At 54.9% G+C, this 7,855-nt stretch carries 7 protein-coding genes; 6 read left to right on the top strand and 1 reads right to left on the bottom strand.

Annotated elements, in window-relative coordinates; all coding sequences use genetic code 11:
- Window positions 1–256: 256 nt before the first annotated feature.
- On the bottom strand, window positions 257–1,102 hold the full coding sequence (gene bchO, locus IOB61_RS09635) for an alpha/beta fold hydrolase BchO (RefSeq protein ID WP_290815673.1): 846 nt from the start codon (window positions 1,100–1,102) through the stop codon (window positions 257–259).
- A gap of 299 nt (window positions 1,103–1,401) precedes the next feature.
- Between bchO and IOB61_RS09630 the strand changes: the two genes are divergently transcribed.
- The 6 genes from IOB61_RS09630 to IOB61_RS09605 form a co-directional block, all read left to right on the top strand.
- Window positions 1,402–2,682: a DUF3422 family protein gene (locus IOB61_RS09630; RefSeq protein ID WP_290815670.1), complete on the top strand. Its 1,281-nt coding sequence runs from the start codon at window positions 1,402–1,404 to the stop codon at window positions 2,680–2,682.
- A gap of 683 nt (window positions 2,683–3,365) precedes the next feature.
- Window positions 3,366–4,286, top strand: coding sequence for a hypothetical protein (locus IOB61_RS09625; protein ID WP_290815667.1), 921 nt, complete (start codon window positions 3,366–3,368; stop codon window positions 4,284–4,286).
- Between the two features lie 293 nt (window positions 4,287–4,579).
- A complete protein-coding gene (gene rpsL, locus IOB61_RS09620; RefSeq protein WP_085339554.1) occupies window positions 4,580–4,951 on the top strand; it encodes a 30S ribosomal protein S12 in 372 nt (123 codons plus the stop codon).
- A 129-nt stretch (window positions 4,952–5,080) separates the two neighbouring features.
- Complete coding sequence (gene rpsG / locus IOB61_RS09615) at window positions 5,081–5,551, top strand: 30S ribosomal protein S7 (protein WP_085339555.1); 471 nt, start codon at window positions 5,081–5,083, stop codon at window positions 5,549–5,551.
- Window positions 5,552–5,590: 39 nt separating this feature from the next.
- On the top strand, window positions 5,591–7,669 hold the full coding sequence (gene fusA / locus IOB61_RS09610) for an elongation factor G (RefSeq protein ID WP_290815664.1): 2,079 nt from the start codon (window positions 5,591–5,593) through the stop codon (window positions 7,667–7,669).
- A 45-nt stretch (window positions 7,670–7,714) separates the two neighbouring features.
- On the top strand, window positions 7,715–7,855 hold a 141-nt coding region (locus tag IOB61_RS09605; RefSeq protein ID WP_290803522.1), incomplete at its 3' end, for a GTP-binding protein.

Raw genomic sequence — 7,855 nt, 5'->3', positions numbered from 1 at the left:
TGACCCGATAGCCCTTAGCACCCAGGCGGATGGCAGCAGCAAGGCCACCAAAGCCTGCGCCAATGACAATGGCATGAGGACGGGTGTCGGCACGGGCCGCAGCGAAGTCAGAGGGTCGTGTTGTAAAATTCATTGGACAATTAAACCCGCAATTTGAGTGGACGCAAGGCCCGGGCAAACCCTTAAACAAGCAGGCCAGCAAGTTTGGCGTTACAGGCGCTTAGTTTAAACCCATTTGCCGTCAGGCGGGATAGATTTAGGTCGCAGATGGGCCGAGAACAGAGAAGACCACAGCAGCCACCGCGTTTGGATCTTCCTCATGCGCCAAATGGCCCAGTTGCGGCAGCGGGATAAAGCGGGCTTGGGGGACGGTTTGGCACAAGGTCTGTGCACTTGCCGGGGTCACCGCTGCATCCTTCGCACCCGACACCAAATAGATCGGCACCTGAAGCCCTGCCATCTTTCGAACCAAGGGGGCGAGGTTCCAATTCGCCATCATCCCCAACATGCCGGCAACATGGCCCGGTGCGGTAAAGAGATCACGATATCTTGCCACCATGTCAGCTGGAATTTCAGAGCCGGTACTGCGCATCAATTTCTCGATCCTGCGGCTATCTTTCGCGCCACTGGCGACTGCGTAAATGGTAAGGGGATTGAGCGCCAAGACATGGGCCGCAACTGGGAAGAGAAGGGCCGCCAAGCCCTTAAAGGGCTGAAACGCCCCATTTATGGCAATAATGACTTGTGGGCGAACATAGCCTGCGAGGGTTAATTCCGCCGCAATGGCGGCCCCCGCCGAATGCCCGATCAGGGCTGTGGGCTCTATATCCAAGGCCGTCAGTAAATCGCGAATAAGCCGTGCCATGCCCGCTAAAGACTGGCCTGATTCAGGGGGTGTTTGGGTAAAGCCATGCCCGGGCAGGTCTGGCATGACCAAAGTAAATTGCTCGGCAAGCAAGGGGGCAATGCCCGCCCAAGTATGACAGGACGAGCCCGTTCCATGCAGCAATAGGATCGGTGGGCCTTGGCCCATTGTCTGTAAGTGCCACTTTTGATCACCGACTTGGATGAAGCGGCTGTACTGGCGATGTGGCCAATTCATCCCTTCCCGGTTCCATTTCGGCTTTCTGTACATCAGCTGGGTTCCAGTTAATCCTGCGGGGAACCAAAGCACAGATTGATGATCGGCCTTGGCCATGTTTCGAACGTGTCCACAGCGTGGTCACCGCAAATTCGCCCTACCGCGATTGTCGAATGTTCCACTACTATTGCCCCTGTGACCCCCTAAAACATCGGTGTGACATTAACCTGCTAAGGTCGTGCGAACCAGAGCCATACATTGACAAGCTTGTTACCGGCGGCAAGCCAACCCGTTCAGGCGGATCTTGGGAGAAGAACAGCATGAGACGGCAAGGTTTACAATGGAAGTTTCATCCCCAGCGTGATCTGCTGCTTGCAGAGGCGCATGCGCGGCCCTCCACACCGGTGCAAGCACCCCATTTGGCTTCGCGCATCGCCACCATGTCCGGCGAAGGCGGGGTTGGCGCAGACCGTGCTCATATGGCCGCTTTATGCCGCAAAATCGGAACATCAGAGCCGGGGCCCGACGCTCGATGGTGTGTAGTGGATGGTGGAACATGGCGCTTGCGGTGGGAGCGTCACACCGAAATCTCAACCTGGACCGTGTTTCGAGACAGCCCCGCAACGCCAGACTTTATGTTCGAAGCCACGGCACTCGATTTGATCCCGCAGGACTGGCTGGCAGACTTGCCAGGGGAAGTTCTATGTGCGGCACATGTCGTTTTGTCGACATTAGCGCCCGAGCATTTACCCTTTGCCGATAGCGACGTAATCGCCGCCCGTGTTGCCAATGGCACGATTGACGTATTCAGCGATTTCCGCCCCGGCCCTGATTCCTTTACCCGCTTTGTCATGGTTCAGTCTGACCCCAATCCCGTGACGGCGGGCCGTGTCTTGCAACAATTGTTCGAGATAGAGACCTATCGTCTCTTGGCGCTCTTGGCCTTCCCGCTGGCCAATTCCACCTCAGCGACTTTGGCGCGCTTTGAGGCTGAAGCGGCTGCCTCGGCCATGCAAGTTGCCGACGAGGGTGGCGTGGAAGCTGACCGCAACCTTCTCTCACGCCTCGCAGCTTTAGCGGGGCAAGCCGAAGCTTTGGTCGGGGCAACCACCTATCGATTTGCCGCTGCCCGCGCGTATGAAGGGCTGGTGCAAGAGCGGATCGGCCAATTGCGCGAGCAAGCTATTGAGGGTCGTCCAACCATTTCAGACTTTATGGAACGGCGACTGGCACCCGCCATGCGCACCTGCGTGGCGGTGGCAGAGCGTCAACGTGATGTGATTGAGCGGATCGCCCGCACCACGCAAATGCTCAACACGCGGGTTGAAGTAGCTTCCGAGGCAATCAATGTCGGCCTTTTGGCCTCGATGGATCGCCGCAGCCAAGAGCAGTTACGCCTCCAGCAGACCGTTGAAGGCCTGTCGGTCGCCGCCATCTCTTACTATTCGTTGGGCCTGATCCATTTTGCGATGGAAGGCTTGGCCGAAACGATTTTCCACTTCAATGCCAAAGCCGCCACCGGCCTTTCTGCCCCCTTTGTGGTGTTCGGCGTTTGGTACATTCTACGCCAATTGCGCAAAGCAATTTCGGGCGGGAAGTAAGCAGCCACTCCCGCCCCCACCCCCAACGATGTCATCCCCGCCGAAGCATGAGCGAAGAGCGGGGACTTGGTGGGACTTTGCGCTCGGAGGTCCCGGCTCGGCTGCGCCGTCCGGGATTGTCTGTTTGTAGTTTTTTGTTCTGGAAGGCTCATGCGCAGGCCCTGCCTGCCCCAAAAGCCATACGTTATTGTTCGTGGGCGATTTGACGGGTCAAGTCCGCGCTGCGCCGCTCCGCGGCAGATTTCCGAAGGAAATCTGGACTTGACGCGACAAATCGCCCGAGCACGATAAAGGAAGCGGTTGGGTGACCAGAATGGGCACCAAAACGCTTCTAGATCAAACCTCTCCCCACAACGTCATCCCCGCCGAAGCGAAGAGCGGGGACCTTGTGGGACGCGCAACAAAAAACACGCGCTGCCCTTGCCCCCGAGGGGGAGGGTGGGCTCGGAGTTCAATTGCGGGAAGACTTTGACTCGAAGCTTAGCGCCCATCGGAGTCGTCGGACGTGTCTAGAGCCTCGATCTTCAGTCTAAATGTAAGTGCACCGCGCCGTGGTTTAAGTGCCAATTATCAAGCCTAGTGAAGCTGAGTGGCCGGGGCAAGGTTGTCCAAAGAGAAAATAGATTGTACTTGATTTTTAGATCAACTTTGTGGCATTTGCACTTTTAAATTGAGGCGGCAACATGGCTCAGTACCTTGGGTTATATTTTGATACAGTCGAAGGTGAATATCCCGATTTGGACGTAGTAGCGCGGACTGCACTGGCGTATTCAAACGCAATCAAAATGGTTGCATTGGAATTAGACCCAAGATTCGACATTGTCATCAGAGTTGATGGTTTTTCTCCCGGCAGCCTAACACTTCATTCGTTTATCGATGAGAATGGAAAAATCAAAGTCAAAAGAACCACGTTTTATGCCCTGGCAGTAGTGGTAATGATGTGGTTCTGTGAGAAAGTTCTCGATTACAGTGCAAATCTTTTCTTGGATGAATTGTTAAACAATCAACCAGAAATTGTAAAATTATCCGCTGACGATATTGAAAAAATTGCCATTAGGGTACACGAACTAAATGAAAATCCAAAGGTCAATCGCTACGGAGAAAGGGTAAGGGTTGAAGCGGGTCGCGACCCGGTAGTTGTTGGTCTGGGCGTGTCGGTGTCCCGCGGTAAACGACCAATCTCTGTGGCAAAATCCACTTGGCTTTATCCGGTTGATTTTGACTCTGAACCACTTCCCACCACAATTGAGCAGGTTGGGGTGCCAGTGGGGACAGGGCCTGCACGGGTTAGGCGACTTCGTTCGTTGCTAACAATAGTGAAGCCCGCGCTCGTAGCGGGCCGACGGGCGTGGCGGTTTAGTAGCTTGGAAGAAGGGGAGTTTAGCGCGCGAGTAACAGATAACCTCTTTTTAGATAACTTGTTAAACGGGGTCGATTTTGTTCCAATGGTAGAAGGGGTCAAGATACTTGCAATCCTAGAGATCTATGAAAAATGGAATGGTGAAGTTTGGGTTGTTCAGAAGAGGATGGTAACAAATGTATTGAGCGTCAAAAGTCCAAGCATTCAGGGTACGTTGTTTCCCCCCACTGCACCCCCACCTTGACCCAAACCGCGTCCGGATATAGGAACGCCGCCGAAGAAAGCCTCTGAGTCTTAGGGTGTCTGCGGGCATGGCTTAGGTTTGAGGGGTCTTCCAGACAATGTGATCATCACGCGCATGGCGCACCGGACCAAGGGGGACGGTGGTTTTGCTCGTTTTGGCGTATGGGTTTGGAAGCTTGTGAGACAGGGCTGCGCGCGCAGCTTATTCGTTGAGGCAAACGCTTTAGCGGGACGCGCATTGGAAAGAGGGTAATAGCCACCCATCCGTCGGCTATACAGGAGCGTTATAGAAACATGCCAACGATCAACCAGTTGATCCGTAAGCCGCGCCAACCATTGAAGGTGCGCAACAAGGTTCCAGCCCTGAAAGGCTGCCCTCAACGTCGTGGTGTTTGCACCCGCGTCTACACCACCACCCCAAAGAAGCCGAACTCGGCTTTGCGTAAGGTTGCGAAGGTTCGTCTGACCTCGGGTTCGGAAGCTGTGTGCTACATCCCAGGTGAAGGCCACAATTTGCAAGAGCACTCGGTGGTTCTGATCCGCGGCGGCCGCGTGAAGGATTTGCCCGGCGTTCGCTATCACATTCTGCGCGGCGTTCTCGATACGCAAGGCGTTAAGAACCGTAAGCAGCGCCGTTCGCACTATGGTGCAAAGCGTCCGAAATAAATCGCTCAGCGGTTTATTTTTCATTTTGGTTTGTTCGTTGGCTCCAAAGTTGCTTCGCAACAGCCAACAAACGGATTGGTTCCTCGCAGGGCTAACCTGCACTTAAAAGTCTAGACACGAGGTTTTCCCATGTCACGTCGTCGCCGCGCCGAAAAGCGCGATATCCTGCCAGACCCGAAGTTCGGGGATATGGATGTCACAAAATTGATGAATTACATCATGTATGAGGGCAAGAAGTCGGTTGCAGAATCGACCATCTATGGTGCCTTCGATCTCTGTGAGAAGCGCGCCAAGCGGTCCGCTTTGGAGGTCTTCCATGATGCGCTTGATAATATCTCTCCCGCCATCGAAGTGCGTTCGCGCCGCGTGGGTGGGGCAACCTATCAGGTTCCTGTCGAAGTCCGTGCAGAGCGCCGCAAGGCCTTGGCTCTTCGCTGGCTCGTGGGCGCTGCGCGCAAGCGCAACGAAACCACCATGCAAGAACGTCTTGCTGGTGAGTTGACCGACGCCGCCATGAACCGCGGTTCGGCCGTCAAAAAGCGTGAAGACACGCACAAGATGGCTGAAGCTAACCGCGCATTCTCGCATTATCGCTGGTAATTCCAGCAAAACCAAGAACTCCCCTGAAAGGGTTTTTCAATGCCTCGCACCCACGCGATTTCTGACTATCGCAACTTTGGCATCATGGCGCACATCGACGCTGGCAAGACCACGACGACTGAGCGCATTTTGTACTACACCGGTAAGTCCCACAAGATTGGCGAAGTCCATGACGGTGCGGCTACCATGGACTGGATGACGCAAGAGCAAGAACGCGGCATCACCATCACGTCTGCTGCGACCACCTGCTTCTGGCGCGACAAGCGCTTGAACATCATCGACACCCCAGGACACGTGGACTTCACCATTGAAGTGGAACGTTCGCTGCGCGTGTTGGATGGCGCTGTGTGCGTGCTCGACGGCAACCAAGGTGTGGAGCCTCAGACCGAAACCGTCTGGCGCCAAGCCGACAAATATGACGTCCCCCGCATCGTATTCGTCAATAAGATGGATAAGATCGGCGCAGACTTCTACAATTGCGTCAGCGAAATCGTGACCCGCGTGGGTGGCAAGCCTGTGTGCTTGCAATTGCCAATCGGTGCGGAAAACAACTTCAAGGGCGTGATCGATCTGATCGCCATGAAGGCGATTGTCTGGTTGGAAGAAAGCTTGGGCGCGAAGTTCAACGTGGAAGAAATTCCAGCTGACCTTCTGGAGCAAGCCAAAGAATACCGCCACAAATTGCTCGAAGCCGTCGTCGAAATGGACGATGAAGTGATGATGGAATATCTCGAAGGCGTTGAGCCAGACGAAGAAACCATCAAGCGCTTGCTGCGTGTGGCTGTGCGCCGTCGTGCGTTCCACCCCGTGCTGTGCGGTTCTGCGTTTAAGAACAAGGGCGTCCAGCCTTTGCTCGACGCGGTTGTCGACTATTTGCCATCGCCCGCAGACCGCGAAGCGATCAAGGCCATCGACTTTAAGACCGACGAAGAAACCACCCGTCAGCCAACCGACGAAGATCCATTCTCGATGCTGGCCTTTAAGATCATGGACGACAAATTCGTCGGCACGATCACTTTCTGCCGCGTCTATTCGGGCAAGTGCGCCGCCGGTGACGGCGTGCTCAACTCCTCGCGCGATAAGAAAGAGCGTATTGGCCGCATGTTGTTGATGCATGCGAACAACCGCGAAGACATTAAGGAAGCCTATGCTGGCGATATCGTCGCTTTGGCTGGTCTGAAGGAAGTTCGTACCGGGGACACCCTGTGCGACCCTCTGAAGCCTGTGATCCTTGAGCGCATGGAATTCCCAGAGCCTGTGATCGAAATCGCGATTGAGCCTAAGTCGAAGGCAGACCAAGAAAAATTGGGTCTGGCTTTGGCCAAGCTTGCCAATGAAGATCCGTCGTTCCGCGTCTCGACCGACCAAGAAAGCGGCCAAACCATCTTGCGTGGCATGGGCGAATTGCACTTGGACATCAAGGTCGACATTCTGCGTCGTACCTATGACGTGGATGCCAATGTGGGTCAGCCCAAAGTGGCGTATCGCGAAAAGATCAACAAGCGCGCTGAAATCGACTACACCCACAAGAAGCAAACCGGTGGTACCGGTCAGTTTGCGCGCATTAAGCTCATTTTTGAGCCTGGTGAGCCTGGAACTGGCTTTACCTTCGAAAGCCAAATCGTTGGTGGTGCGGTGCCTAAGGAATATATCCCAGGCGTCATCAAAGGCCTCGAAAGCTCGGTTCAAAACGGTCTTTTGGCTGGCTTCCCGCTGATCGACTTGAAGGCAACTTTGGTCGACGGGGCGTTCCACGATGTGGACTCCAGCGTCTTGGCGTTCGAAATCGCAGCACGCGCGGCTTTCCGTGAGTTGAAGCAACATGGCGACCCACGCCTGCTTGAGCCCATCATGAAAGTGGAAGTCGTCAGCCCAGAAGAGTTCACGGGTTCCGTGATCGGCGACATCAACTCGCGTCGCGGGATGATCCAAGGCCAAGACATGCGCGGCAACGCAAACGTCGTCAACGCCATGGTGCCGCTGGCCAATATGTTTGGCTATGTGAATGATTTGCGGTCCTTCTCCTCGGGCCGTGCATCCTTCTCCATGTCCTTCGACCACTATGAAGAAGTGCCACGGGCCGTGAGTGCGGAAGTACTCGCCAAGCTTGCTGGCTAATCCCCACCCCCTTTTACCCAACTTATGAAAAGCTGAGAGACAAAAATGGCTAAGGAAAAGTTTGAACGTACGAAACCGCATTGCAACATTGGCACGATTGGTCACGTTGACCATGGTAAGACGACGTTGACGGCGGCGATCACGATGACGCTGGCGAAGGCTGGTGGTGCGAAGGCGATGAGCTAT

This window comes from Aquidulcibacter sp. (assembly GCF_020253525.1).
Taxonomy (GTDB): domain Bacteria; phylum Pseudomonadota; class Alphaproteobacteria; order Caulobacterales; family Aquidulcibacteraceae; genus Aquidulcibacter.
This window is presented reverse-complemented; position numbering and strand designations above follow the sequence as displayed.

Bases quoted from the DNA above. Each gene is read 5' to 3' on its own strand.
- bchO (WP_290815673.1), bottom strand. From the start codon at position 1,102: ATGAATTGGCCACATCGCCAGTACAGCCGCTTCATCCAAGTCGGTGAT.
- IOB61_RS09630 (WP_290815670.1), top strand. From the start codon at position 1,402: ATGAGACGGCAAGGTTTACAATGGAAGTTTCATCCCCAGCGTGATCTG.
- IOB61_RS09625 (WP_290815667.1), top strand. From the start codon at position 3,366: ATGGCTCAGTACCTTGGGTTATATTTTGATACAGTCGAAGGTGAATAT.
- rpsL (WP_085339554.1), top strand. From the start codon at position 4,580: ATGCCAACGATCAACCAGTTGATCCGTAAGCCGCGCCAACCATTGAAG.
- rpsG (WP_085339555.1), top strand. From the start codon at position 5,081: ATGTCACGTCGTCGCCGCGCCGAAAAGCGCGATATCCTGCCAGACCCG.
- fusA (WP_290815664.1), top strand. From the start codon at position 5,591: ATGCCTCGCACCCACGCGATTTCTGACTATCGCAACTTTGGCATCATG.